This window comes from Phycicoccus jejuensis, from assembly GCF_044797865.1.
In the GTDB taxonomy this organism is placed as follows: domain Bacteria; phylum Actinomycetota; class Actinomycetes; order Actinomycetales; family Dermatophilaceae; genus Phycicoccus; species Phycicoccus jejuensis.
Genome location: NZ_CP085209.1, coordinates 1,978,707 through 2,003,708, shown reverse-complemented (window position 1 = coordinate 2,003,708; position 25,002 = coordinate 1,978,707). Strand labels below are relative to the sequence as shown.

Sequence of the window (25,002 nt, the reverse complement as noted above, 5' to 3'; positions counted from 1 at the left end):
TACGCACCCCTAATCGGCGCGACCGGCCTCCCGGCGGGCCTGCTCCCCCATCCTCCCACCGCCCGGCTCTGGTCCGGGTCGTCGGCTCTGGTCGTGATCGCCCGGGTGGAGGCGACTTCTCGCCGCCACCCGGGAGAGCGGACCAGAGCCGACGCGGGTTGCCCGCGGGGCAAGGGCGCGTCGTGCTCGGGGCGCTGCGCGGCGGGCCGGAGGACCTGCCCGGCCGCTCGGGCGTGCAGCAATCGACGAATGTGTCACCTCTTGTCCGCTCTCGTCCCGGATGATCCCGCACGTGCGGGGTTATCGCTGTCCGCGCTCCCCGGCAAGCACGAAAAGCCCGCACGTGCGGGGTCATCGCTGTCCGCGCTCCCCGGCAAGCACGAAAAGCCCGCACGTGCGAGGTCATCGCTGTCCGCGCTCCCCGGCGACCACGAAAAGCCCGCACGTGCGGGTCGTCGTGGCCGGTCGTGGCGCGTTGCCCACGGGGCAAGGGCGCGTCGTGCTCGGGGGGCTGCGCCGCGGGCCGGAGGACCTGCCGCTACCGGCGGGTCCGTCGTAGGCTGCCCGGACAGGTGAGCGACCCCACAGAGAGGTGGACGACGTGCGCCAGCGAGGACCCAGCCCTGCACCGGCCCCGGCGCCGGCCGACCCCGGGCGCGCGGCCGCCGTGCGGGCGCTCGCCGAGGGGATGGCCTCGATGCGCGGGCCGCTCCTGCCGGTGCTCCACGCGGTCGTCCACCAGCACGGCTACGTCCACGACGACGACGTGCCGGTCGTCGCCGACGTCCTCAACCTCAGCCGGGCCGACGTCCTCGGCGTGCTGACCTTCTACCACGACCTGCGCCGCACTCCCCCGACCGCGCACCGCGTCACGCTCTGCCGCGCCGAGGCCTGCCAGGCGCGCGGCGCCGAGGCCACCGTCGCGGCCGCCGTCGACCGGTGGGCCGGTTCGACCGACGTCGAGGTCGGCGAGGTCTTCTGTCTCGGCAACTGCGCGCTCGGCCCGTCCGGGATGCTCGACGGCGCCCTCCACGGCCGGCTCACCCCCGACCGGCTCGACGCCCTCACCGAGGGGTGGCCGGCGTGAACCCCGTCGTCTGGGTGCCGGCCGACGCCGCCGCCGTCTCGGTCGGGGCCGACGACGTCGCCGCGGCCCTCGAGGCGGCCGGCGCCACCGTCCGCCGCAACGGCTCCCGCGGCATGCTCTGGCTCGAGCCCCTCGTCGAGCTCGAGACCGACGACGGACGGGTCGGCTACGCGAACGTCGAACCCGGCGACGTCGACGCCCTGCTCGGAGGCGCGCTCGACGACACCGCCCGCTGCGTCGGCGTGGTCGACGATCACCCGTGGCTCGCGGGCCAGCACCGCGTCTCGTTCGCCCGGGTCGGCGTCATCGAGCCGACCGACCTCGCCGCCTACCGCGCCCACGGCGGGCTCGCCGGCCTCGAGCGCGCCCTCACCCTCGACCCCGCCGAGGTCGTCCGCGAGGTCACCGACTCCGGGCTGCGCGGCCGTGGCGGTGCCGGCTTCCCCGCCGGCATCAAGTGGGAGACCGTCCGCACGGCGCAGGCCGACACGAAGTTCGTCTGCTGCAACGCCGACGAGGGCGACTCCGGCACGTTCGCCGACCGGATGCTCATCGAGGGCGACCCCTTCACCCTCGTCGAGGGCATGACGATCGCCGCGATCGCCACCGGCGCGACCGAGGGGTTCGTCTACCTGCGTTCCGAGTACCCGCACGCCATCCGCACCCTGCGTCGCGCCATCGACGTCGCGTACGCGCACGGCGTCCTCGGGGCGTCGGTGCTCGGCAGCGGTCGCCGCTTCGACCTCGACGTCCGCGTCGGGGCCGGCGCGTACATCTGCGGCGAGGAGACGTCGATGCTCGAGTCCCTCGAGGGCAGGCGGGGCGAGGTGCGCGCCAAGCCGCCGATCCCCGCGCTCGAGGGGCTGTTCGGCCGGCCGACGGTCGTCAACAACGTCCTCACGCTCTCGGCCGTCCCGATGGTCCTCGCCGACGGCGGCGCGGCGTACGCCGCACTCGGCACGGGTCGCAGCCGGGGCACCCAGGTCTTCCAGCTCGCGGGCAACGTCGCCCGCGGCGGGGTCGTCGAGGCCGACTTCGGCATCTCGCTGCGTGAGCTCGTCGAGGGCTACGGCGGGGGCACGGCGTCCGGGCGGCCGGTCAAGGCCGTCCAGGTCGGTGGCCCGCTCGGCGCGTACCTGCCCCCGTCGCGGTTCGACCTGCCGATGGACTACGAGGCCTTCGCCGAGGCCGGCGCCATGGTCGGCCACGGCGGTGTGGTCGTCTTCGACGACTCGATGGACGCCGGTGCGATGGCGCGGTTCGCGATGGAGTTCTGCGCCAAGGAGTCCTGCGGCAAGTGCACCCCGTGCCGCGTCGGCTCGACCCGCGGCGTCGAGGTCATCGACCGCATCCGGGCCGGGACGCAGCGCGAGTCCAACCTGGTCCTCCTCGAGGACCTCTGCGCGACGATGACCAAGGGCTCGCTCTGCGCGATGGGCGGCCTCACCCCGATGCCGGTCCGCAGCGCCCTCGAGCACTGGCCCGAGGACTTCGGTGTCGAGCCCGCCGCGGCCGACGCCGCCACCGACGCGATGCCCGAGTCAGCCACCAGCACCACCGGAGGAGCGCGGCCATGACCACCATCGACGAGCGACCCGACGCCCTGGCGTCCGAGACCGACCACGGCACACCGCCGGTCAGGGGCGGTGCGCCCGCCACCGTGAGCATCGACGGCCGCGAGGTCACGGTGCCCGCCGGCACCTCGGTGATGCGCGCCGCCGCCGAGGTGGGCATCGAGATCCCCAAGCTCTGCGCCACCGACTCGCTCAAGGCCTTCGGGTCGTGCCGGCTCTGCCTCGTCGAGGTCGAGGGCGGGAAGGGCACCCCGGCGTCGTGCACCACGCCCTGCACCGACGGGATGGTCGTCAGCACCCGGACCGAGCAGGTGCAGGACCTGCGCCGCAACGTCATGGAGCTGTACCTCTCGGACCACCCGACCGACTGCGCCGGCTGCGCCCGCGGCAGCTGTGAGATGCAGAAGTGGGCGCGCGACACCGGGGTCGCGGAGGTCCGGTACGGCCTCGATGGCGCGAGCCACCTCGCCGACACCACCGACCGGTCCAACCCGTACTTCGACTACGACCCGTCGGCGTGCATCGTCTGCTCGCGCTGCGTGCGTGCCTGCTCGGAGACGCAGGGGACGTTCGCCCTCACCGTCGAGGGGCGCGGCTTCGACTCGCGGATCTCGGCCGGCGGCACCGACTTCCTGCAGTCCGAGTGCGTCTCGTGCGGCGCCTGCGTGCAGGCCTGCCCGACCGAGGCGCTGACGGAGCGGTCCGTCGTGCAGCTCGGGATGCCGACCCGCTCGGTCGTCACGACGTGCGCGTACTGCGGCGTCGGCTGCTCGTTCAAGGCCGAGGTGCAGGGCTCGGGGGACGACACCCGCGTCGTCCGCATGGTGCCGTGGAAGGACGGCGGCGCGAACGAGGGGCACTCGTGCGTCAAGGGCCGCTTCGCCTACGGGTACGCGGCGCACGACGACCGGCAGCTGCAGCCGATGGTGCGCGAGTCGATCGACGACGAGTGGCGCGTCGTCTCGTGGGACGAGGCGATCCGGACGGCGGCCGAGGGCTTCCGGCGCATCCAGGCCGAGCACGGCGTCGGGTCCATCGGCGGCATCTCGTCCTCGCGCTGCACGAACGAGGAGGTGTACGTCGTCCAGAAGATGGTGCGGGCGGCGTTCCGCAACAACAACGTCGACACCTGCGCACGGGTCTGCCACTCCCCCACCGGCTACGGGCTCAACCACGCCTTCGGCACCTCGGCCGGCACCCAGGACTTCCGCTCCGTCGAGCAGGCCGACGTCATCCTCCTCATCGGGGCCAACCCGACCGACGCGCACCCGGTCTTCGCCTCACGGATGAAGAAGCGCCTGCGGGCCGGCGCGCGGATCGTCGTCGCCGACCCTCGGCGCATCGACCTCGTGCGCAGCCCCCACGTCGAGGCCGCGCACCACCTGCCCGTGCGCCCGGGCACGAACGTCGCGTTCGTCAACGCGATGGCGCACGTCATCGTCACCGAGGGCCTGCTCGACGAGGAGTTCGTCCGCACCCGCACCGAGGGCGCGGAGGGCTACCTCGAGTTCATCTCCCGGCCCGAGCACTCGCCCGAGGCCACGGAGGCCGAGACCGGCATCCCGGCCGACGAGCTGCGCTCCGCCGCACGGTTGTACGCGGCCGGACCGAACTCCGCCATCTACTACGGCCTCGGCGTCACCGAGCACAGCCAGGGCTCGACGATGGTCATGGGGATGGCCAACCTCGCGATGCTCACCGGCAACCTCGGGCGCGAGGGCGTCGGCGTCAACCCGCTGCGCGGCCAGAACAACGTGCAGGGCTCCTGCGACATGGGCTCCTTCCCGCACGAGCTGCCGGGCTACCGGCACGTGTCCCGGCCCGAGGTGCGCGAGATCTACGAGTCGCTGTGGGGCGTGACCATCCAGCCGGAGCCGGGGCTGCGCATCCCCAACATGTTCGACTCCGCGATCGGCGGGTCCTTCCTCGGGCTCTACGTGCAGGGCGAGGACATCGCGCAGTCCGACCCCAACACCCAGCACGTCGAGGCCGCGCTGCGCTCGATGCAGATGGTGGTGGTCCAGGACCTCTTCCTCAACGAGACGGCGCGCTTCGCCCACGTCTTCCTGCCCGGCACGTCGTTCCTCGAGAAGGACGGCACGTTCACCAACGCCGAGCGCCGCCTCAACCGGGTCCGCCCGGTGATGCCGAGCCGCGTCGGCAAGGACGAGTGGCAGGTCGTGTGCGAACTCGCGACCGCGATGGGCTACCCGATGTCGTACGGCTCGACGGCCAGCATCATGGACGAGATCGCCTCGACCACACCGACGTTCGCCGGCGTCTCGTTCGCCCGGCTCGACGCCGAGGGCTCGATGCAGTGGCCGGTCACGGACGCCGCCCCGCACGGGACGCCGACGATGCACGTCGGGCAGTTCGTCCGCGGACTCGGGCAGCTGACGCCGACGGTCTACGTCCCGACCACCGAGCGCGCCAACCGCCGCTTCCCGCTCGTCCTGACGACGGGGCGCATCCTGTCGCAGTACAACGTCGGGGCGCAGACCCGCCGCACGCCGAACTCGACGTGGCACCCGGCGGACGTGCTCGAGATCCACCCGTCCGACGCCGAGCTGCGCGGCATCCGTGACGGCGACGTCGTCGAGCTCGCCTCCCGCGTCGGTGCGACCCGGCTGACCGCGCTCGTCTCGGACCGGATGCCGGCCGGCGTCGTCTACACGACCTTCCACCACCCGGTCACCGGCGCCAACGTCGTGACGACCGAGAACTCGGACTGGGCGACCAACTGCCCCGAGTACAAGGTGACGGCCGTGCAGGTGACCGTGGCGACCGAGGCCGCGCGGGCCGAGAGTGGCGCCGCACCCGAGGAGCGCGGCGCGGCGATGCCCGCCGGGGCGATGGCGAGGCACCGCCGGTGAGCGGCGACGTCGCGCCGGTCGTGCGCCTCGGCCACGACCTCGTCCGCAACTTCGAGGCGCTGGCGCCGGAGAAGGCCGCCGAGGAGCTCGCGACCCACATCAAGAAGTTCTGGGAGCCGCGGATGCGCCACGAGCTGCTCGCGCGCATCCGCCGGGGCGACACCGACCTCCACCCGCTGCTCGTGCGCGCGGCCGAGGACCTCGTCGACGGCGACATCGACCGGGCCGAGGTGCGGGAGCCCTCCGGGGGCTGACCGCGGCGGGCGCTAGCGTGGTGCCGCGCGCCGGACGGGCCGGCCGCGGAGAGGTCCCGATGCGCGTCGCCCTGGCCAAGACCGTGCTGCGAGCGGCCCGGTGGCGGGCGGTCGGCGAGGTCCCCCGCACCGGCGTCCTCGTCGGGGCGCCGCACACGTCCAACTGGGACTTCGTGATGATGCTGCTCGTCATGTGGCGCGGCGACGTCACGCCGCGCGTGCTCATCAAGCAGGAGCTGTTCAGGGGCCCGCTCGGCTGGCTGCTGCACCGCCTCGGGGGCATCCCGCTGGACCGCGGGAACCCCGGTCAGGTCGTGCGCGAGCTCGTGCGCGAGGCCCGCAGCGGCGAGCCGTTCCTGCTCATCCTCGCGGCCGAAGGCACGCGCGACCGGGGCGAGTACTGGAAGTCGGGCTTCTGGCGGATCGCGCGCGCGGCCAAGCTGCCGATCGCGCTGGCCTTCATCGACGGACCTTCCCGCACAGCGGGGTTCGGGCCGACCATCACGGCGACGCCCGACGTCCGCGCCGACATGGACCTCGTCCGGGAGTTCTACCGCGACAAGCGCGGGATCCACCCCGAGAAGCGCACCGAGCCGCGCCTGCGCGAGGAGGACCGCCCCACCGGGGCGTGACCGTACGGCAGCCGGCTCTCACCGGAGGCCGACGAGCTCCGGTCGGGGCGCGGCCGGCACCGGGGCCGTCGCGCTGACGGCCGGCTCGTCCTGCCGGGGGCGGCGACCGGTGACGATGAGGCGGCGGGCCGGGCGCTCGACGAGGACCATCATCAGCCACGAGGCGAGCGCCAGGACGCCCACGAACCCGACGAGCACGAGCTGCGCCAGCCACGGGTTGCCCGCCGCCAGGCCGACGGCCTGCTCGACCGGCCACTCGAAGAGCCAGTGGACCATGTAGAGCGCGAACGACGCCTCACCCGCGGCGACGAGCCACCGCAGCGAGAGGACCTGGGCGAGCCAGCCGGAGGAGGCCGCCAGCGCGGCGACCCCGAGGCCGAGGGCGGGCGCCATCCAGTAGCGCCCCGCCGACGTCTGGGGGACGACGGCGGTGACGACGAGCGCCAGCGGCAGGACGGGGGCGAGGCGGCCCAGGCGCGCCCCTCCGCGCACCCAGGCGAGGCAGAGGAGCATGCCGCCGACGAACTCGAACATGATCCGGACCCAGAACATGCTCTCGAGGTTGCCGTTCGGCAGGGCCATCGTCGCGAAGATCCAGAGCATGACGCCGTAGCTGGCGGCGGCGAGGACCAGCGCGGTGGAGGACCGGCGCAGGCGCGCGACGGCGACGAAGAGGAGCGGCGCGAGCAGGTAGGCGAACCACTCGGCGCTGATCGACCACGCCGGGGTGTTGAAGCTCGGGCGGTCGCTGACCCAGTAGTGGACCATCCCGAGGTTCTGGAGGTAGGCGTCGCCGGTGCGGCGGCTGTCCTCGACGGTGCGCCCGAGGGTGCCGAGGAGGAAGGCGGTGAGGACGTCGACGTGCAGGGCGACGACGTGCACCGGCCAGACCCGCGCGAAGCGGTTGCGGACGAACGAGCGCGTGTCGCGCCAGCGGAGGGCGCGCATCCGGTCGGCGTACGTGTACGCGAGGACGAAGCCGCTCAGGGCGAAGAAGAGGTCGACGCCGAGGTAGCCCGCCCGCATGAAGGTGTCGAGGGGCGCGAGCGAGGGCTCGAGGGCGAGGATCTCCTCGCGGTAGTGGAAGAGGACGACCCACACCGCGGCGACGGCTCGCAGGCCGGTGAGCGCGGGGAGGGCCGGCCGGCGGGTCAGCAGCTCCATCCCCACGACCTTGCCGAGAGGTCGGGCGGCGGCTCAAGTCGGACGACGAGGTCTTGCTGGTCGCTGAGAAGGAGTGGGAATGCCCGATGCCGCAGGTCAGGCCGTCGGAGTCCGCGACGGGGCTGCTCGCCGGGGACTCCGTCGCGTGCGAGGTACGTCACGTCGACGCCCCCTCCCCGCGCCGAACCCGGCCCTTGACAACATACAACCGTTTGGTTGTATGTTGATCTCGTGACCGGGAGCAGCGAGGACCGCGCGGACGCGCTGTTCCACGCGCTCGCCGACCGGACGCGACGCGACATCCTGCGCCGGGTCCTCGCCGGAGAGCACTCGGTCACGACGCTGGCGGCGGGCTACGACATGAGCTTCGCCGCCGTCCAGAAGCACGTCGCCGTCCTGGAGAGGGCGGGCCTGCTGACGAAGCGACGTCACGGTCGTGAGCAGCTGGCCAGCGGTGACGTGGAGGCCGTCCGGTCGGTCGCCTCGATGCTCGACGAGCTCGAGGCGGTCTGGCGGGGACGGATCGCCCGGATCGACCTGTTGCTCACCGAGGAGACCTGACATGCCCGTCACCGACATCGCCAAGGACGTCGAGAACCACACCCTGACCATCACCGCGGAGTTCGCCGCCCCGGTCGCCCGGGTGTGGGCGCTCTACGAGGACCCGCGCCAGCTCGAGCAGGTCTGGGGCCCGCCGGAGTACCCGGCGACGTTCGTCGACCACGAGCTGCGCGCCGGCACTCGGACGACGTACTACATGACCTCCCCGGAGGGCGAGAAGTTCGCCGGCTACTGGGACGTGACGGGCGTGGAGCCGACGGAGCGGTTCACCTTCCGCGACGGCTTCGCCCACGAGGACCTGACGCCCAACCCCGAGCTGCCCGTGTCCGACTGCGTCTACGACTTCTCGGCGACCGAGGGCGGCACCCGCGCTGTCTACACGACGACCTACGCCAGCGCCGAGGCGCTGCAGCAGGTCCTCGACATGGGGATGGAGGAGGGGGCGCGGTCCGCCATCGGGCAGATCGACGCGTTCCTCGCCCGCGGCTGAGGTCGCTTCCGGGCCTGTCGTCACACCCGTCACGCCGCCCCCATTCCCTCTCTGTTCCGTTGTGCAACAGACGTTTTGACCGTGGATGACCTTCCGATTCGCGGGCTCGAGGAGTAGGATGGGAGCACGAGGGGAGGGGGAGCCGATGGCCACCAGCACACAGCGCCGGGCGGATGCCGCGGACGTCGCCGCCGCTGCCGTCGGTGCCCGCACGCTGGTCTCGGAGTCGCTCTCCCCCACCCTCGTAGGTGGCTCGGTCGCCGACTGGGCGTACGCGCTCAGTGAGCTCCAGGCCCTCGCCGACGTGGTCGCCGCGGCGCAGGACGAGGCCATCGTCCGGCTCGCGGCGATCGAGCCGGTCGTGCTGGAGACGGGCGAGCTGGTCGAGACCCACCGGGCGCCGGGGCACGTCGCCCTCGACGCCCCGGCCGTCGTGTCGGGTGTGCTGTCGGTGTCGGCGGTGCACGCGGAACGCCGGGTGCGCGACGCGGTGCGGCGTGCGGCCGACGGCCCGGACGGCACGGCGACGAGCACCGGCCTCGGCGGGCTCCACACGGCGATGGCGGAGGGGCGGCTCGACGCCTACCGCGCGCAGGTCGTCGCGGCCGAGCTGGAGAAGGTGCCGGCCGAGGTCGCCTCCGGCGTCGTCGCCTCCCTCGGCCCGTGGTTCGACCGCGAGGACGCCGCCCGGTTGCGCCGACGGACACGGCGGGTGCTGGCCGCCATCTCCCCGGACCTGCTGCGGCAGAGGGCGGTCCGTGCGCGAGCGGCCTCGGGGCTGCGGCGCTGGGTCGACGAGCCAGGGGTCGACACGTGGCTCGGGACCTTCCCGTCCGAGGACGCCTGCGCGGCGTGGGCGGCCATCGACACCCTCGCCCGCCAGTACGTCGACGACGGGACCTGCGAGCACCTCGAGCGGGCCCGGGCCAAGGCGCTCACCGACCTCGTCACGTCGAACGCGACGGTCGACGTGCGGGTGCAGCTCGTCGCTCCCGCCGACGCTCAGGTGGTCGCGGCCCCTAGCGACGTCACCCCCCTCGACGACCGCGACCTCGTCACCGTCCACGGCCTGCACGCCGGCGACCCCGACCTCGTGCCCCGCGGATGGCTGGCGCGCGCGACGGCGATCACCGCTCCGGTGTCCCCGGTGCTCCACTCCACCAGCGGCGCCCTCACCGACCCCGACGACGAGCTCGCGACGGACGCCTACCGGCCCGGTACCCGACTGGCCGCGCTGGTCCGCGCCCGGGACGGGCGGTGCCGCTTCCCCGGCTGCCAGGTCTCCGCCCGGTTCTGCGACCTCGACCACGTCCTCGCCTGGCCGCTGGGGCCGACGAGCGCCGCCAACCTCGCCTGCCTCTGCCGCCGCCACCACCGCGTCAAGCAGCGGCCGGGGTGGTCGGTCCGGATGTCCGCCGACGGCGCCCTCCACTGGACCGATCCCACCGGCGCGGTCCGCACCACCCACCCCCTCGACCACCGACCGCTCGTGCTCCCGGCACGTGAACTCGAGCCGCCGCCTCCCCCGCCCCGACGCGACGCGCAGACCCGGGTGCACTCGGCGCTCGAGTTCGGCCTCGAGCACCGCGGCGGCACCGCGCCGCCCGTCACCCGCGGGTGCCGCGTCGAGGCCCATCGACCGGCGCGGACGTATCGGGTCACCGGTCTTCGCCCACCCCGGCAGCGCGACCCGTTCCCCGCGACGCCACCCTTCTGACCCGACCGACACCCGTTCACGTGTTCTGGTTGGCGGCGTGGCCCGTGGCGCAGGAGCGGGGGTGATCGCCCCACGTCCCACGCCACGGACCGCACCGGTAGGGACGCCTGACGGGTTGGAGAACGGCGACGACGGTGACGGAGCGAGGAACCGCGTGCCCCCCGTGAGAGTCGGACCGCTCGTGAACAGCGAGACGGCGGTGGCCGGGTGACGGGCAGGCACGCAGCTCCGGACGGTCTCGGCCGACTCGGACCGTCGGCCGTCTCGTCCTGCGGCCGGGGGCACGAAGGACGACGTCGTCGAGGTCGGGTCCTGCTGCACGACCCCGGCGACTTCCCCGAAATGAACGCCGCCTACGCGCAGTGGGTCCCTGCGACGCCGCCCGCGCGGTACGCCGCGAAGCTCGGTGCCGTGATCCCCGGTGTGCTGGTCTCGATCAGGATGACGGCCTACGTGGGCTGACGTGACGTCGCCGACCGTGGCAGCGCGCTGGGCGGCGCCCGTGGCGTCGGACTGGGGGTGATCGCCCCACGTCCCGCGCCACCGGCCACGTCCCGGCGCCGGCCACCGTCGCCCGCAGCGCTCAGACGCAGAACTCGTTGCCCTCGGGGTCGCGCATCGTCACCCAGTGGACGCCCATCTCGGCGTGCTCCTCGCCCCGGACGGCGCCGAGCGCTTCGAGGCGCTCGACCTCGGCGGCGACCCGACGGCGCTGCTCCTCCATCGGCACGGAGGGGCCGCCCCCGCCGAGCAGGTCGAGGTGGAGGCGGTTCTTGCCCTCCTTGGGCTCGGGCACCCGCTGGAAGAAGATGCGCGGCTGCCCCTCGGCCTCGAGCGCCGAGGCGTCGTTGAAACGCTCCTCCGGCAGCCCCTGCGCCGCGAGGAAGGACGGCCAGTCGGCGAACCCGCCCGGCGGCGCCGGCACCGCGTAGCCCCGCGGGGCGAGGGCGCCGGCCCAGAACTCCGCGAGGGCGGCGGGGTCGGCGCAGTCGATGACGACCTGGACGGGCAGCGCTGAGCGATCCATGCGCCGAGTGTGGACCCATCCACCGACACCGGGTGCGTGACCCACGGAACAGCGCGACACCGACCGCGGTGGGAGCATCGGGAGGCGTCGAGAAGGAGGCCCCACGATGGCCACCACACCCACCACCGTCCCGGTCCGCGTCGCGGCCGCCGACGTCCTCGCCCAGCGCCGCATCGCCGTGACCGGCGTCTCGCGCACCGCGCGGGGCCACGGCGCGAACACCGTCTACACGTGGCTGCGCGACCACGGCTACGAGGTCTTCGCGGTCAACCCGCACGCGACCGAGGTCGAGGGCGACCCGGCCTACCCGACGGTGCAGGCCGTGCCCGGCGGTGTCGACGCGGTCGTCGTCGCCACGTCCGCCGCGCACGCGCTCGAGAGCGTCGAGGAGTCTCTCGACTCGGGCGTCCGCCGACTCTGGCTGCACCGCTCGACCGGCGCCGGCTCCGTCTCCCCCGAGGCGGTGGTGCGCGCGCGGGCGGCCGGCGCGACGGTCATCGCCGGTGGTTGCCCGATCATGTTCCACCCCGAGGGTGACGGCGTGCACCACGCGATGTGCCGCGTCCTCACGTGGACGGGGGCGGTCCCCCGGACCGTCTGACGCGACCGGCCGTCGGACGTCCCGAGGGCTGGACGCACCTACCCCCACCGGGTGTACCATCATCGGTTCGCCAGCATGGGAACCCCACACACCGCAGGAGGCGGCTCCGCCGTGCCCACGACGACCGCCGACCACCCGACCACCCCCACCGACGACGTGCTCGCCCGCGAGCAGGCCCACCTCGACCACGCGCGCGACGAGCTGCGCCGGATGCGCGAGACCACCGAGCGGCTCGACGTGTCGACCGCGGCCGACGCCTTCAACGCGGCCTACCTCGACCTGGTCCTCGCCCGCCGCGTCGCCTCGCTCCAGGACGACCCGCGCACCACGCTCTTCTTCGGCCGCATCGACTGCCGCACCGAGCACGGCGAGGAGACCTTCCACGTCGGGCGGCGGCACGTCGGCGACGCCCACGGCGACCCGGTCGTCGTCGACTGGCGAGCGCCCATCTCGACGGCGTTCTACCGCGCCTCCCCCGCCGAGCCGATGGGCGTCGAGCTGCGGCGCCGGTTCGGCGTCGACCGTGGCCGCCTCACCGCCTACGAGGACGAGCGCCTCGTCGCCGGAGACGCCGCCGACCGCAGCGGCATCCTCGCCGCCGAGATCGAGCGGCCCCGCTCCGGCCCGATGCGCGACATCGTCTCCACGATCCAGCCCGAGCAGGACGAGATCGTCCGCTCCGACCTCGCGACGAGCATCTGCGTGCAGGGGGCGCCCGGCACCGGCAAGACCGCCGTCGGCCTGCACCGGGCGGCGTGGCTGCTCTACTCCTTCCGCCGGCGCCTCGACCGGGCCGGCGTCCTCGTCGTCGGCCCCAACCGCGCCTTCCTCGACCACATCGGCGCCGTCCTGCCCTCGCTCGGCGAGGTGCGGGTGCAACACGCGACCGTCGACACCCTCCTCGACCACGGCCGCGTGCGCGCCGACGACCCCACCGAGGTCGCGCTCCTCAAGGGCGACGCCCGAATGGCCGAGGTCCTACGGGCCGCGGTGTGGCGCAACGTCGCCCGCGCTCACGACGCGCTCGTCGTCCCCCGTGGCTCACGCCGCTGGCGCGTCCCTGCCTACGAGGTGCAGGACGAGCTCGACGGGCTCGTCGCCCGCGGGGTCCGCTACTCCGCCGCCCGCGAGCTCCTCCCCCAGCGCCTGGCCCACCTCGTGATGCTCCAGATCGAACGCTCGGGCGACTTCCCGGGCGACACCGTGCAGGACTCGATCGCCCGCTCGGCACCGGTCCGCACCGCGACGAAGGACCTCTGGCCGGCGCTCGACCCGGCCGCCGTGCTCTTCGGGCTGCTCTCGGACGCCGATGCGCTGGCCGCCGCCGCGGACGGCGTCCTCACCGAGGACGAGCAGCGGGTCCTGCTCTGGGAGAGGCCGCCCCGCAGCAAGGGGGCAGCGCGCTGGTCGCGGGCCGACATGGCGCTCCTCGACGAGCTGGCCGACCTCCTCGACCGCACGCCGAGCCTCGGCCACGTCATCCTCGACGAGGCGCAGGACCTCTCCCCGATGCAGCTGCGGGCCGTCGGGCGTCGGGCCTCGACCGGCAGCCTGACCGTCCTCGGGGACATCGCGCAGGGCACCACCCCGTGGGCGACCCCGTCCTGGGAGGAGGCGATGCGCCACCTCGGTCGGACCGAGCACGAGCTCGTCGTCCTCGACCGCGGCTTCCGCGTCCCGGCCCTCGTCATCGACTACGCCGCGCGCCTGCTGCCCCTCGTCGCACCGGGGCTGGCGGCGCCGGTCTCGGTGCGCGACGACCCCGGCCGCCTCGACGTCGTGCGCGCCGACCCGGAGCGTCGCTCGCTCGCGGTGGTCGACGCCGTGCGCTCGCTGACGGACGAGCCCGGGTCGGTGGGCGTCATCGTGCCCGACGCGTTCGTCACCGCCGTCTCGTCGGCGCTGACCACCGCGGGCATCCCGCACGGACGGCTCGACGCCGACCACGGGGACGACGAGGACCGTCAGGTCGAGCTCGTACCGGCGAGCATCGCCAAGGGCCTCGAGTTCGACCGCGTCGTCGTCGTCGAGCCGGCGGCCGTCGTGCGCGGCGAGCCGGACGAGCGCACCGGCCTGCGGCGCCTCTACGTCGTGCTGACCCGGGCCGTGTCGGCCCTCGTCGTCGTGCACTCCGAGCCGCTGCCCGAGGTCCTGACCGGCTGACGACGGTCGGGCGCGGTGGGTCAGCCGCGCCCGTGCACCAGCTCGTCGCGGAGCCGGCCGGCGAGCGAGGCCCGCATCCGGAAGAGCTCGACGTCGGCAGCGGTGACGGTGCTGCGCTCGACCCATCCGTCACCCACGGGCACGTCGCCGGCCTCGAGGGCGGCGACGCGCTGGCGGGTCGGCGGGTGGTCGGCGTCGACGGCCGTCGTGGGCGCGGCCTCGAGGCGGGAGCGCAGCTCGGCGGGCGCCGGCCGGTCGGCCGCCTCGATGGCGAGGAAGACGTCGGCCCCCGGTGTACGAGCGGCGTTGTGCGCGGCGGTCGCGCCGCGCGGCACCCCGACGCCGGCGAGCAGCCAGCCACGCACCGCGGCGGGCCCGGCGAGCGCGGCGGCGCGCCGGTCGGCCTCGAACGCGGCGTGGTGCAGGGTCGGACGCCAGGCCCGGTCGAGGACCGCGTGGAGCGCACGGAAGGGCACCGCCACGACGTGCATCCCGGCGCCGCCGACGGCTGCGGACGCCTGGCGACGCACGAGGTTGCCCGCCATCTCGTCACCCGGCCCGTAGTAGCCCATCGTCGAGGTCGCCTGCTCGACGGCCTTGCGGTCGGCGGTCACGGCTCGGACGGGCGTGAGGATCGTCCGGGCTCCCGAGAGCACGTCCCCGGCGAGGCGCACGAGGATGCCGGCCGGCCCCCGCCGGACCCCCGAGCAGCGCAGCTCGTGGGCGAGACCGGCGACCCGCTCCCCGGGGTCGAGGGCCGTCCACTCCGGCAGGCCGACGACCAGCGCGGCCCCGCCCAGGTAGCCCGTGGGGTGCACCCGGGTCGCGGCGACGGTGTCGACGAGCACGCGGGTCGGGGCGGCGACGCCCACCTCGCGCGCCACGGCGTCGACGAGCTCGTGCACGGCCGGCTGCTCCTCGCGGCTCGTCGCGACCGCCCGACGGTCGACGCGCGCGGGGCGCGGCACGAGCCGCCACAGCACCAGCGCGCCGAGGACTCCCCAGATCCAGCGGCTGACGCCGTCGTCGAGGACGAGCACGGCCACCCACCCGACGGCGAGCGCGAGCAGCGCGAGGACGACCAGCAGGGCGAGCAGGACGGCCGCCACCGCGGAGAGCGTCGCGGACGGGGCTCGGCGGGAGTCGGTCACCCGCCGAGGCTAACCTCGGGCGACCTCGCGTCAGGGCAGGCGCGGCGGCGGGCTCAGGCGCCGACCGTCCACTTCTCGCCGTCCCAGTAGCGGTGCCGGCGGCGGTGGTGCGGGGAGGGGTACCAGCCCGGCGCCAGGGTGCCCCCACCCTTCGTCGCGTCCTTGATGACGCGCCGCGTGTGGAAGGTGGGGACGAGGGCCGCGAGGACGCCCGTCGCGCAGCCCACGGTGAGGACGTAGAGCCCGACCCCCGCGTCGACGGTGGTGGCCGAGAAGGCGTCGAGGACGGCCGGGGCGGACTCGGCGAACCACGACGGGCGGCCGACGGCCGCACCGGGGTCGAAGAGCAGCATCCAGAAGGCGAAGGTGACGAACGAGCCCGCCATCAGCCCGACGAGGGCCGCGAGACGCCACACCCCGCCGACGAACCGGAGGCGGGTGAGGATGAGCGCGACCCCCATGAGCAGCGCGACCGCGCCCGACAGGACGAGGTACTCGCGGAAGCCGTCGGCGAGGCGGACGGACGTGCCGTCCGCGCCCAGCCCCAGCGCGGCCCACACGTCGGGGGCCACCGCGCCGCGCCCGACGGTGTACACGGGCAACAGCGTCCCGAGCATGACGACGGCGCTGCCGAGGGAGAGGGTCAGCCCGGCGACGGCGTGGCTCCTGCGGTGCCTGACCTGCGACATACGACTCCTCCCGGCGTGCTCGAGGCGAGTGTGACACCCGGTGGGCGCGTCCGCGGCCGGTTCCGGCGAAGTCGGTCCCCTCGACCGGAGGGGGGTCGCTCAGCGGGTCGCGACCGCCTCGCGCAGCAGCCGCCACAGCTCCTCGACGTCCGCCCGCTCGGTGGCCTCCGCGCCGACGGACACCCGCACCATCCAGCGGCCGTCGAGGCTGCTGGCCCCGAGGAAGACCCGGCCGGTCGCGTTGACGGCCTCGAGCCAGGCGAGGGTGTGCGCGTCGAGCTCCCGGCCCGTCAGCCCCTCGGGCTCGTGGACGACGCAGACCGTCTGCAGCTCGACGGGCGCCAGCACCCGCCATCCCGGCTCGGCCTGCACCTGCTCGGCGAGCCACCGGGCGTTCGCGAGGTCACGCCGCAGCCGCTCGCGGATGGCCTCCACGCCGTCGAGCCGGAGGTGGAACCACAGCTTGAGCGCGCGGAAGCGTCGGCCCAGCGGGATGCCCCAGTCCTTGTACTGGACGACCTGGTCGTCGGTGCTCGCCCGCAGGTAGCTCGGGGTCGTCGACATCACCGAGACGAGGTGGTCGACGTCGCGGACGTAGAGCAGGGAGGTGTCGAGGATCGTGCCCATCCACTTGTGCGGGTTCCACGCGAGGCTGTCGGCGTCGTCGACCCCCGCGAAGAGGTGGCGCATCTCCGGCAGGAGCATCGCCGAGCCGGCCATCGCCGCGTCGACGTGCACCCACGCCCCGTGCTCGCGGGCGATCTCGACGATGGCGGGGACGGGGTCCATCGCCGTCGTGCCGGTCGTGCCGACCGCGGCGACGACGACCGCCGGCACGCGACCGGCCGCGGCGTCCTCGGCCATCGCCCGGCGCAGGGCGGCGGGGTCCATCGCGTAGGTCACCGGGTCGACGTCGACGTAGCGCAGGTTGTCGGCCCCGAAGCCGGCGAGGAGGACGGCCTTGGGGACCGAGCTGTGCGCCTGCGGCGAGGTGTAGGCGACGAGCGGGGCGTCGAGGGACTGGAGGCCACCGCGGTGCTCGGAGCCGTCGCTCGCGCGCTCGCGGGCGGCGAGCATGGCGACGAGGCACGCGGTGGAGGCGGTGTCCTGGATGGCGCCGCGCCACTCGGGGGCCAGGCCGCAGAGGTCGCGCAGCCAGTCGGTGACGACCTGCTCAACCTCGGTGAGCGCCGGCGCCGACTGCCACGTGATGCCGAGCGCGCCCACGCCCCCGGACGCGATGTCGCCGAGGACGCTGGCCAGGCTCGCGTTGCTGGGGAACCAGCCGTAGAAGCCGGGGTGCTGGGTCTGGGTGACGCCGGGGACGACGACGCGGTCGAGGTCGGCGAGCACGTCGGCGAACGGCTCGGGCTCGGTGGGGGCGTGCGGCGGGAGGGCGTCGCGGACCTCGCCCGGTCGGACCTGCGCGGCGACCGGGAGGTCCGGGACGCGGCTGCGGTGGTCGGCGATCCAGTCGATGAGCTGGTGTCCGGCGGCGCGGAACTCCTCGGGCGTCATGGGCGCCATTCTGCCCACGCGTGGTGGTCCCGGCCGCGTGCGCCCCGCGCCTCAGCCCGCACGTGCGGGCTTGTCGCTCTCGGACACAGGGTCTGACAACGATCACCCCGCACGTGCCGGGTGGGTCCCGGTCGTGGGCAGGGCCATCCGCCCCGGTCGTCGGAGCCGTGCCGGTGAAGCGGGGTCTTGCCAGGCACCCCGAGTGCAGAGGACAGTCGTCCGTCATCGGATCGTGGCCGAGGAGGGGCAGCGATGGGACGCACGTACTGCGCGCTGGAACGGCGAAAGTTCAACGACGTGGAGTTCGCCCGAGCGCCCCGGGGGGTGACGGTCCACGTGCTGGCCGCTGACGATGGGCACACCACGGACGGATGGCCGGCCACGTTCCGGGCCGAGGGCAACGGCGATCAGGGATGGACGGTGTCGGACGTCGAGATCCACAGACCGGATCTCGACGTGGCCGCCGACGAGGCTCCCGAGGAGGACCGATGACGGGCCCGCTCGGTGACGACGGCTGGCCGACCGACGACGCCGTCGCTGACGACACTCGCGCGGAGAAGGCCTTGGAGGCGCGGCTCGCCGCGCATGCAGCCGGCCTGGCGGCGCAGGAGGAGCGCACGACCGAGACGCACAAGAGCGCACTGGCCTCTGCTGCTGCAGCACAGGCCGCGGCCACCGCCGAGCTGAAGGCCGACGACGACGACGCGCGCGCACTCGCCGCGGCCGATCGCGCGGCCGACCTTGCCAGTCTCCAGGCGTTCGCCACGTCGTTGACGACGCTCGCCGTCGGCGCGGTCGACCGGGCTCGTTCCGGGGCCGACACCGTGCAGAAGGCCTCGGCGGCGATCGTCACGATCTACACCGGGATCCTCGGCTTCGTGTTCGTGGCATCCGACAACCCGCTCCCCACCCGCGGGGTCCTGGCTCCCGTGTTCCTCGGTGCAGCGGTCGTCCTGTCCACGGCGTACCTCGCCTACGTCGACGGGCGGGAGGCCTCCACGCGCGGTCCCGAAGCCGTCGGAGGGGTGGAGCCCAAGGTTCTCGCCCGGGTCAATGCCACCGTCGCGGCCGCGTCGGCCATCTCGACCCGTCGGTCCTACGCGCTGCGTGCCAGCGTCGTCGCCCTGGGCGTCGGCCTCGTGTACATCGTCCTGCCCTTCGTCGACCTCGGCTCGGCGCGGGCGGCCACGCCCTCCGCCGTCGCGTCGCTCCCGGCCTGGCCCACACCTGCCGTCAGCTCGCCCGTCGAGCTCGGAGCCGTCGTGTACGAGGCGCAGGTCGCCGAGGTCGCCGCGTCACGGACCTCGGCTCTCGAGGCAGCGTCCCTGCCCCCGGACGTCGACGACAGCGGTGTCGTGGCCCTCCTCTTCCTCGCCGGTCTCGCGGCGGTCGTCGTGGTTCCTGCCGCGTGGGGGCGTCCGACATCCACGTGACGGCCGGACCCCGGAACGTCGACGAGACCCCGGCTCGGAGCCGGGGTCTCGTGGACTTTTCGGGGTGACCCCGACATGTGGAGGTGCGAGGGGCGCGTGGGGTGCGCGGCTCAGAGGTTGATCATGTGGCCGGCGATGCCCTCGACGGCCTCCTTGACCGCCTCGGAGAGCGTCGGGTGCGCGAAGACGTTGCGCGACACCTCGTCCGCGGTGAGGTCCCACTTCTGGGCGAGGGTCAGCACGGGCAGCAGCTCGGTGACGTCGGGGCCGATCATGTGGGCGCCGATGATCTCGTTGTGCTCGGCGTCGGCGACGACCTTGACGAAGCCGACGGCGTCGCCGAGGCCCATCGCCTTGCCGTTGGCCGAGAACGGGAACTTCGCCGTCTTGACGTCGTAGCCCTTCTCCTTGGCCTGCGCCTCGGAGTAGCCGAAGGAGCCGATCTGCGGGTGGCAGTAGGTGGCGCGCGGGATGAAGTCGTACTCGACCGGCATCGTCTCGGCGCCGCAGAGGTGCTCGGCGGCGACGACGCCCTGGGCCTCGGCGACGTGCGCGAGCATCAGCTTGGCGGTGCAGTCGCCGATCGCGTAGACGTTCTCGACGTTGGTGCGGCCGTACTCGTCGATGGCGATGGCGCCGCGCTCGGTCAGCTGCACGCCGGTGGCCTCGAGCCCGTAGCCCTCGGTGCGCGGGGCGAAGCCGATGGCCGACATGAACTTGTCGGCCTCGAGGACCTGCTGGTCGCCGCCGGCGGCGGGCGAGACGGTGACGCGGACGCCGGAGCCGGTGTCCTCGACACCCTCGACCTTCGTCGACAGCATGACCTTGACCCCGAGCTTCTTGTAGTGCTTGAGGAGCTCCTTGGAGATCTCCTCGTCCTCGGTCGGGACCATCCGGTCGAGGAACTCGACGATCGTGACGTCGACGCCGAAGTTCTTCATGACGTAGGCGAACTCGACGCCGATGGCGCCCGAGCCGGCGATGACGATCGAGCCGGGGAGGTTCTCGTCGAGGATCTGCTCCTCGTAGGTGACGACGTTCTGCGACACCTCGACGCCAGGAAGCATCCGGGTGACGGCACCGGCCGCGATGATCAGGTGGTCGAAGGTCAGCTGACGGGTCTCGCCGTCGTTGAGCGCGACGTCCATCGAGGTGGCGCTGGTCAGCGTGCCCCAGCCGTCGATCTCCTCGATCTTGTTCTTCTTCATGAGGAAGTGGACGCCCTTGACGATGCCGGCCGACACCTTGCGCGAGCGCGCGTGCGTGGCGCCGTACTTCATCGTCGCCTCGCCCTCGATGCCGTACAGCTCCTTCTCGTGCTGGAGCGTGTGGGCGAGCTCGGCGTTCTTGATGAGCGCCTTCGAGGGGATGCAGCCGACGTTGAGGCAGACCCCGCCCCAGTACTTCTTCTCGACGACCGCGACCTTCTTCCCGAGCTGGGACGCGCGGATCGCCGCGACGTACCCACCAGGACCAGCACCGAGCACCACGACGTCGAAGTCAGCCATGCTCGACAGCCTATCGGGGCGGCGTCGGCTCGTGACGCTCAGCCCAGCCCGCGCAGGGTGAGGTGCACCGCGCGCGTCACCGGCGCGGCCGTCGAGCCGCCGGAGCCGCCCTGCGCGACGACGGCGGCGACGACCCAGCGCGGCCGGGTGGCCGGTGCGTAGGAGACGAACCACGAGGTGTCGCGCTTCCCGACGACCTCGCCGGTGCCGGTCTTGCCCGCGACCGGCCAGTCCGCCGGCATCCCGGCGAAGGCGGCGGCCGCCGTCCCCGAGGTGACGACCCTGCGCAGGGCCGAGCGGAGGTAGCGGTCGGTGGCCGCGCTCATCGGCGCCCGGTGGGTCGGGCCGGGGTCGAGCGCCGTCCGCTCGCCCGAGACCGGGTCGACGAGGGTCGCCCCGACGCGCGGGGTGCGGACGGTGCCGCCGTCGGCGATCGCGCCGTACACGACGGCCATCTGCAGGGGCGTCGCGAGGACGTCGCCCTGCCCGATGGCGAAGTTGGCCGCGTCGCCGGCGCGCAGCTGCCAGCCGGTCGCGCAGTTCTCGCGCGCGACCTCGGTGAGGAAGCGGCGCCGCTCGCGGTCGGCGACCTCCGGGTACCCGGTCCGCGCCCGGCGGCACAGCTCGTCCTTCTGCTGCTCCCACTGCGCGCGTCGCCAGGTGCGGTCGGGCACCCGGCCCGCCGACTCGCTCGGCAGGTCGACGCCCGTCGCGCGGCCGAGGCCGAGACCCTGTGCGGTCGAGGCGAACGGGTCGGGGGTGGTGACCGGCGCGTCGGGCCCACCCTGGCGCAGCCACGCGTCGTGCGCGAGCCGGTAGAAGACGGTGTCGCAGGAGATCTCGACCGCCGTCGCCAGGCTGATGCGGCCCCGCGGCGCGCTGTCGACGTTCTTGAAGTCGCGGTTCCCGATCCGGTAGACCGCCGGGCAGTCGTAGGTGGCGCGCAGCGAGCGCCCGTCGCGGACGGCCGCGGCGACCGACGCGGGCTTCATCGTGCTCGCCGGGGCGAAGCCCACGTCGGTGGCGCGGGACAGCATGGGCGTCCCCGCCGCGGGGTCGGTGAGGCGCCGGTAGTCGGCGGACGAGATGCCGCCGGTCCACACGTTGGGGTCGTACGTCGGCAGGCTGGCGAGGGCGGCCACCGCGCCGGAGCGGGGGTCGAGGACGACGACCGCGCCGGAGTCGGCCGGCCATCCGCGGCCGCGCGCGCGTCGCATCTCCGTCGCGAGGGCCTTCTCGGCGCGGGCCTGCACGGTCGCGTCGAGCGAGGTGACGAGGTCACGGCCGGGCACGGGGTCGACCCGCGACACCACCCCGGTCACGAGGCCGCGGGCGTCGACCGACACGACGGTCCGCCCGGGGGTCCCCCGCAGCTCCCGGTCGTACTGCTGTTCCAGCCCCGCGCGTCCCACGAGGTCGTCGGGGTGCAGCGTCGGGTCGGCCGCGAGGTCCTCCGCGGTCGCCCGACCGAGGTAGCCGAGCACCTGCGCGGCCTGGGCGCCCGCCGGACGGGGGTAGGTCCGGACCGGGACCGAGGACACGGCGACGCCGGGGAACCGGTCGGGGCGCTCGACGAGCGAGAGCGCGCGGGCCGGGTCGACGTCCGCGGCGAGCGGGACCGGCACCTGGGCGGACCCGGCCCAGCACGCCGGCGCGGCCGGGGCGCCGTCCTCGCCGCACAGCCAGAGCCTCCCGAGCAGGTCCTCCGGCGGGCGCCCGAGCACCCGGGCGACCTCGCGGACCTCGGCCTGGGCGGCATCACGGTCGTCGGCGACGACCCGGCGCTCGAGGGTGACGACGGTGCTCGTCCGGTGCCCCGCCAGCTCGCGGCCGTGGGCGTCGAGGATGCGCCCGCGCAGCGCCGGCACGAGGACCGTCCGGGTGTCGAGCGCGACCGCGCGGGCGGCGAGGTCGTCGGCCTGCGCGAGCTGCACCTCGCCGAGCCGGACCACGAGTCCGGCGAAGGCGACGACGACGGCCACGAGCACCGCCGTGACGCGGCCGCGCCGGCCGACGACGCTCATCCGAACCTCCGCCGCACCACCGCGCGCTCGGCGCGGACCACGAGCGGGACCACGAGCGCGGCGACGGTCGCGGTGAGCAGCACGCGCACCACCACCTCGCCGAGGTCGACCGGCGCCCGGACCGACAGGGCCCGCAGCACGTCCGCCCCCTCGACGAGCCCCGACACGACGAGGGCGGTCCCGGCCACGCGCGCTGCGCCGACCGGGCCCTCGACGCGCAGGCGGCCGGCGAGCAGCCCGGCCCCGGCGTAGACGAGCGCGTGCAGCCCGAGCAGGTCGGCGCCGGGCGGCACGAAGTCGAGGGCCCATCCACCGGCGAGCCCGGCGAGCGCGCCCGCGACGGGTCCGCGCCAGAGGGCCCAGCCGACGACGAGCACCGCGACGAGGTCGGGCACCGGCCGCACGTGCCGGGCCGCGAGCGCGGCGAGCAGGACGGCCGCGAGGACGAGGAGGGCGGTCCGCGTGAGAAGCCCGAGGGGTCGCATCATCCCCCCGCGGTCGCGGACGGGCGCGGCTGCGCGCGGCGCTCACCGAGGACGACGCCGACGACGTCGAGCGTGGCGGGCGCGACGGCGGGGGTGACGACCCCGCCGGCCGTCGGCCGTCCCCGGGCGTCGTCGACGGCGGTGACCGTCCCGACGACGAGGCCGGCCGGGAACGGCCGGTCGCCGGGGCTGCCGAGCGTCGTCACGGTGTCGCCGGTGGCGAGGGCTCCGCCGGTGACCGGGGCGAGCGCGAGGGTGCCGGGCTTCGGCGCGGGCGCGCCCGCGGGCGCCGCCGCGGACACCTCACCGAGGACGCCCCGCGGTCCGACCCGCACGCCGACGGCGACCTCGCGTCCGCCGAGGAGCAGGACGTCGCACGTCCACGGCCCGACCGCGACCACGCGGCCGACGAGCCCGTCGGCGGTGACGACGGCGCGGTCGGTCTGCACCCCGTCGCGCGCCCCGACGTCGAGGGTGACCCGCTCGGGCCCCGCCGGTCCGGACGGCCCGACCCCCACGACGCGGGCCGCGACGAGGGTCAGCCCGCGCAGGGTGGGGGTGTCGAGCAGGGCGTCGGCACGCTCGGCGGCGGCCAGGCGCTGCTCGGTGTCGGCGAGGCGCGTCGTCAGGCGGGTGTTCTCGGCCCGCAGGCGCGCGGCCTCGTCCTCGCGCGGACCGACGGCGCGCTCGAGCGGCCCGAGACCGGCGGCGGCGAGACCGCGGACGGGTGAGGTGTCGACGGCTCCGGACAGGTCGAGCGCGAGGACGAGCGCGGTCGCGACGGCGAGCCCGGCCACGACGCGCCGGCCGCGGGGGCGGCGGTGTCGGTCGCGGGTCACGGCCGGCGGGTGTCGACGAGGACGCGGTGGAGCGTCGCGAGCTCCTCGACGCACCGGCCCGCGCCGCGGGCGACGGCGTGCAGCGGCTCCTCGGCCGCACGGACGGGGACCCCGAGCTCGTGCGAGAGCCGTTCGTCCAGGCCGCGCAGGAGGGCTCCCCCGCCGGTCAGGGCGATGCCGCGGTCGACGACGTCGCCGGCGAGCTCGGGCGGGCAGACGTCGAGGACGGACCGGACGAGGTCGACGATCCGGGCGACCGGTGTCTCGATGGCCCGGCGCACCTCGGCCGAGCCGATGGTCACCGTCTTCGGCAGCCCCGTCACGAGGTCACGCCCCCGGACCCGCTCGGTCAGCTCCTCGACGAGCGGGAAGGCCGACCCGACTGCGATCTTCAGCCGCTCCGCGCTCGACTCCCCGAGCAGCAGCGAGTACTCGGCCTTGACGAAGGCGACGAGCGCCTCGTCGATCTCGTCTCCGCCGAGGCGCACCGTGCGGCTGACGACGATGCCGCCGAGGCTGATGACCCCGACGTCGGTCGTGCCGCCGCCGATGTCGACGACCATCGAGGCCTCGGTGCCCTCGACGGGCAGGCCGGCGCCGATGGCGGCGGCCATCGTCTCCTCGACGACGTGGACCCGGCGCGCGCCCGAGCGCAGCGTGGCGTCCTCGAGGGCGCGGCGCTCGACGCTCGTGATGTCGCTCGGGACGCAGACGACGACCCGCGGCCGGCGCAGGCGCGAGGGGGCGACGCGGTCGACGAACCAGCGGATCATCCGCTCGGTGACGTCGGCGTCCGAGATGACGCCGTCGCGCAGCGGCCGGACCGCCGTGACGGCCTCGGGCGTGCGCCCGAGCATCTCCTTGGCGCGGCGGCCGGCGGCGACGAGCTCGCCGGTGCCGGCGCGGACGGCGACGACCGACGGCTCGTCGAGGACGACGCCGCGGCCGCGCTCGTAGACGACGGTGTTGGCGGTGCCGAGGTCGATGGCGAGGTCCCTCCCCCGGACCCATCCCGTCGACCAGCCGCTCATGCGGTGCAGGCTAGGCCGGGCCCACCGGTGGGCCGGGGACGCAACGCCGGGGAGGGGCGAGGCGCTCCGGCATCCCGTGGTCGGTGTGACGGGAGTGACGCGTGGTGCCTCGCCGGGGCGGGCGGCGCGCGCCTCGCCCGACCTGGCTGCGCCTCACCCGAGAACCGTTGTCGGGTGAGGC

Annotated in this window: 22 protein-coding genes; 12 read left to right on the top strand and 10 right to left on the bottom strand. The window is 74.6% G+C overall.

Going from position 1 to position 25,002, the window contains the following annotated elements:
• Positions 1-601 precede the first annotated feature (601 nt).
• Genes LG324_RS09410 through LG324_RS09390 form a run of 5 tightly spaced genes read left to right on the top strand, consistent with a single transcriptional unit; the run spans position 602 to position 6,420 of the window.
• Positions 602-1,087 (top strand): NAD(P)H-dependent oxidoreductase subunit E, encoded by a 486-nt coding sequence (locus LG324_RS09410; RefSeq protein ID WP_404353057.1) that lies wholly within the window; start codon positions 602-604, stop codon positions 1,085-1,087.
• Complete coding sequence (locus LG324_RS09405; protein ID WP_404353056.1) at positions 1,084-2,664, top strand: NADH-ubiquinone oxidoreductase-F iron-sulfur binding region domain-containing protein; 1,581 nt, start codon at positions 1,084-1,086, stop codon at positions 2,662-2,664. Before LG324_RS09410 ends, LG324_RS09405 begins: the two co-directional genes overlap by 4 nt.
• A complete protein-coding gene (gene fdhF, locus LG324_RS09400; RefSeq protein ID WP_404353055.1) occupies positions 2,661-5,534 on the top strand; it encodes a formate dehydrogenase subunit alpha in 2,874 nt (957 codons plus the stop codon). The genes LG324_RS09405 and fdhF overlap by 4 nt, the downstream gene beginning before the upstream one ends.
• A complete protein-coding gene (locus LG324_RS09395) occupies positions 5,531-5,788 on the top strand; it encodes a formate dehydrogenase subunit delta (RefSeq protein WP_036829348.1) in 258 nt (85 codons plus the stop codon). The genes fdhF and LG324_RS09395 overlap by 4 nt, the downstream gene beginning before the upstream one ends.
• Before the next feature lie 59 nt (positions 5,789-5,847).
• Positions 5,848-6,420 carry a 1-acyl-sn-glycerol-3-phosphate acyltransferase gene (locus LG324_RS09390; RefSeq protein ID WP_404353054.1) on the top strand — a complete coding sequence of 191 codons (573 nt, stop codon included), beginning with the start codon at positions 5,848-5,850 and terminating at the stop codon, positions 6,418-6,420.
• Positions 6,421-6,438: 18 nt separating this feature from the next.
• Here the strand turns inward: LG324_RS09390 and LG324_RS09385 are convergent, their stop codons facing one another.
• Complete coding sequence (locus LG324_RS09385) at positions 6,439-7,584, bottom strand: acyltransferase family protein (protein WP_404353053.1); 1,146 nt, start codon at positions 7,582-7,584, stop codon at positions 6,439-6,441.
• A gap of 231 nt (positions 7,585-7,815) precedes the next feature.
• On the opposite strand from LG324_RS09385, the gene LG324_RS09380 reads away from it, so the two are divergent.
• From LG324_RS09380 to LG324_RS09370, 3 genes are all read left to right on the top strand, one after another.
• On the top strand, positions 7,816-8,145 hold the full coding sequence (locus LG324_RS09380) for a helix-turn-helix transcriptional regulator (protein ID WP_030527365.1): 330 nt from the start codon (positions 7,816-7,818) through the stop codon (positions 8,143-8,145).
• A 1-nt stretch (position 8,146) separates the two neighbouring features.
• Positions 8,147-8,635 carry an SRPBCC domain-containing protein gene (locus tag LG324_RS09375; RefSeq protein WP_030527366.1) on the top strand — a complete coding sequence of 163 codons (489 nt, stop codon included), beginning with the start codon at positions 8,147-8,149 and terminating at the stop codon, positions 8,633-8,635.
• 145 nt (positions 8,636-8,780) lie between these two features.
• Positions 8,781-10,352, top strand: a complete 1,572-nt coding sequence (locus tag LG324_RS09370) for an HNH endonuclease signature motif containing protein (RefSeq protein WP_404353052.1) — start codon at positions 8,781-8,783, stop codon at positions 10,350-10,352.
• A gap of 583 nt (positions 10,353-10,935) precedes the next feature.
• On the opposite strand, the gene LG324_RS09365 is transcribed toward LG324_RS09370, so the two are convergent.
• Complete coding sequence (locus LG324_RS09365; protein WP_404353051.1) at positions 10,936-11,379, bottom strand: VOC family protein; 444 nt, start codon at positions 11,377-11,379, stop codon at positions 10,936-10,938.
• 106 nt (positions 11,380-11,485) lie between these two features.
• Here LG324_RS09365 and LG324_RS09360 point away from each other — a divergent pair, with 106 nt between their 5' ends.
• Both LG324_RS09360 and LG324_RS09355 read left to right on the top strand, forming a co-directional pair.
• Complete coding sequence (locus LG324_RS09360; RefSeq protein WP_404353050.1) at positions 11,486-11,980, top strand: CoA-binding protein; 495 nt, start codon at positions 11,486-11,488, stop codon at positions 11,978-11,980.
• 111 nt (positions 11,981-12,091) lie between these two features.
• Entirely contained in the window at positions 12,092-14,143 is a 2,052-nt protein-coding gene (locus LG324_RS09355) for a HelD family protein (protein ID WP_404353048.1), read from the top strand.
• A 20-nt stretch (positions 14,144-14,163) separates the two neighbouring features.
• Here the strand turns inward: LG324_RS09355 and LG324_RS09350 are convergent, their stop codons facing one another.
• The 3 genes from LG324_RS09350 to LG324_RS09340 form a co-directional block, all read right to left on the bottom strand.
• Positions 14,164-15,294 carry a hypothetical protein gene (locus LG324_RS09350; RefSeq protein ID WP_404353047.1) on the bottom strand — a complete coding sequence of 377 codons (1,131 nt, stop codon included), beginning with the start codon at positions 15,292-15,294 and terminating at the stop codon, positions 14,164-14,166.
• A gap of 53 nt (positions 15,295-15,347) precedes the next feature.
• Complete coding sequence (locus LG324_RS09345) at positions 15,348-15,983, bottom strand: DUF2510 domain-containing protein (protein ID WP_030527373.1); 636 nt, start codon at positions 15,981-15,983, stop codon at positions 15,348-15,350.
• A gap of 99 nt (positions 15,984-16,082) precedes the next feature.
• Entirely contained in the window at positions 16,083-17,501 is a 1,419-nt protein-coding gene (locus tag LG324_RS09340) for a pyridoxal phosphate-dependent decarboxylase family protein (protein ID WP_404353045.1), read from the bottom strand.
• A gap of 252 nt (positions 17,502-17,753) precedes the next feature.
• On the opposite strand from LG324_RS09340, the gene LG324_RS09335 reads away from it, so the two are divergent.
• Together LG324_RS09335 and LG324_RS09330 are read left to right on the top strand one after the other, a co-directional pair.
• Positions 17,754-17,993, top strand: coding sequence for a hypothetical protein (locus LG324_RS09335; protein WP_030527375.1), 240 nt, complete (start codon positions 17,754-17,756; stop codon positions 17,991-17,993).
• The gene (locus LG324_RS09330) at positions 17,990-18,934 is read left to right on the top strand and encodes a hypothetical protein (protein ID WP_030527376.1); all 945 of its coding nucleotides are present in this window, start codon (positions 17,990-17,992) and stop codon (positions 18,932-18,934) included. Before LG324_RS09335 ends, LG324_RS09330 begins: the two co-directional genes overlap by 4 nt.
• Positions 18,935-19,044: 110 nt before the next feature.
• On the opposite strand, the gene lpdA is transcribed toward LG324_RS09330, so the two are convergent.
• From lpdA to LG324_RS09305, 5 genes are read right to left on the bottom strand one after another with little or no spacing between them, the layout of a single operon-like run.
• On the bottom strand, positions 19,045-20,442 hold the full coding sequence (gene lpdA / locus LG324_RS09325; RefSeq protein ID WP_404353043.1) for a dihydrolipoyl dehydrogenase: 1,398 nt from the start codon (positions 20,440-20,442) through the stop codon (positions 19,045-19,047).
• 38 nt (positions 20,443-20,480) lie between these two features.
• Positions 20,481-22,466, bottom strand: a complete 1,986-nt coding sequence (gene mrdA / locus LG324_RS09320) for a penicillin-binding protein 2 (protein WP_404353042.1) — start codon at positions 22,464-22,466, stop codon at positions 20,481-20,483.
• A complete protein-coding gene (locus tag LG324_RS09315; protein WP_404353041.1) occupies positions 22,463-22,954 on the bottom strand; it encodes a rod shape-determining protein MreD in 492 nt (163 codons plus the stop codon). The genes mrdA and LG324_RS09315 overlap by 4 nt, the downstream gene beginning before the upstream one ends.
• Positions 22,951-23,790, bottom strand: coding sequence for a rod shape-determining protein MreC (gene mreC, locus LG324_RS09310; RefSeq protein ID WP_404353040.1), 840 nt, complete (start codon positions 23,788-23,790; stop codon positions 22,951-22,953). Before mreC ends, LG324_RS09315 begins: the two co-directional genes overlap by 4 nt.
• Positions 23,787-24,821, bottom strand: coding sequence for a rod shape-determining protein (locus LG324_RS09305; RefSeq protein ID WP_404353039.1), 1,035 nt, complete (start codon positions 24,819-24,821; stop codon positions 23,787-23,789). Before LG324_RS09305 ends, mreC begins: the two co-directional genes overlap by 4 nt.
• Positions 24,822-25,002: the final 181 nt, after the last annotated feature.